The organism is Microcystis sp. M49636_WE2 (genome assembly GCF_030065375.1).
Classification (GTDB): domain Bacteria; phylum Cyanobacteriota; class Cyanobacteriia; order Cyanobacteriales; family Microcystaceae; genus Microcystis; species Microcystis aeruginosa_C.
Map to the genome: position 1 here is coordinate 1 of NZ_JASJFG010000453.1, position 1,193 is coordinate 1,193.

Consider the following 1,193-nt stretch of genomic DNA (forward strand, 5'->3'; position numbering starts at 1 on the left):
CGCTGGGGATAAATACGCCGGACTTAGCCAAATGGCACTGTACTACATCGGTGGTTTGCTTAGACACGCTCCCGCGCTCTTAGCTTTAACTAACCCCACCACCAACTCTTACAAGCGTCTCGTCCCCGGTTTTGAGGCCCCTGTAAACCTGGCTTACTCCCAAGGTAATCGCTCCGCTTCGATTCGGATTCCTTTATCGGGAAGCAACCCAAAAGCCAAACGTTTAGAATTCCGTTGTCCTGATGCCACTTCTAACCCCTACCTCGCTTTTGCCGCCATGCTCTGTGCCGGTATCGATGGGATTAAAAATCAAATTGAACCGGGGGAACCTCTCGATGTGGATATCTACGAACTCAGCCCCGAAGAATTGTCAAAAATACCCTCTACCCCCGGTTCTCTAGAAGCAGCTCTGGAAAGTCTCGAAAAAGATCACGCTTTCTTGACCGATTCTGGTGTTTTTACCGAAGACTTTATCCAAAACTGGATCACCTACAAACTCGATAACGAAGTTAACCCGATGCGCTTACGTCCCCACCCCTACGAGTTCTCTCTCTACTACGATGTCTAAGGTTTGATTGAATAATCATTAATCCTAGGGTGGGCCTTTGCCTACCCCTTTTTTTTCGGAATCAGCAAGGAGTTGGGGGTTGGGGAGTAGGGGAATTATGAATTATGAATTATAAATTATGAATTGGGGAGTGGGGGAATTATGAATTATAAATTATGAATTGGGGAGTGGGGGAATTATGAATTATGAATTATGAATTGGGGAGTAGGGGAATTATGAATTATGAATTATGAATTGGGGAGTGGGGGAATTATGAATTATGAATTATGAATTATGAATTGGGGAGTGGGGGAGCGGGAAGTGGGGAGCGGGGGAAATGGGATAATAAGTAAAAGCTGAATACTGAATGCTGAATACTGAATGCTGAATAGTGACTACTGAATAGTGACTACTGAATACTGCCTAATCAAACAACAATCTTAAGCTTGATCTCCTCAGTCGTCAACAGTGATACAATTGCCGTCATAGCTAGGGGTGTCTGGGATAATCAGGCTGAGAAAGACCCTTAGAACCTGAGACTGGGTAATTCCAGCGTAGGGAAGCTGTTTACAGAGGAAATAAAATTATGAGACAAGAATGGGTTGCCCCCCGGCGCGGACAAGCAAATGTATCGCAAATGCACTAC

The 1,193-nt window shown here is 45.0% G+C and carries 1 protein-coding gene and 1 riboswitch; the gene reads left to right on the forward strand.

The window, feature by feature from the left end; genetic code table 11:
* Positions 1–568, forward strand: a 568-nt coding sequence (locus PX484_RS10790; protein ID WP_502882729.1) for a type I glutamate--ammonia ligase, incomplete at its 5' end; no start/stop codon positions are given.
* A gap of 460 nt (positions 569–1,028) precedes the next feature.
* A riboswitch (TPP riboswitch) is annotated at positions 1,029–1,125 on the forward strand.
* Positions 1,126–1,193: the final 68 nt, after the last annotated feature.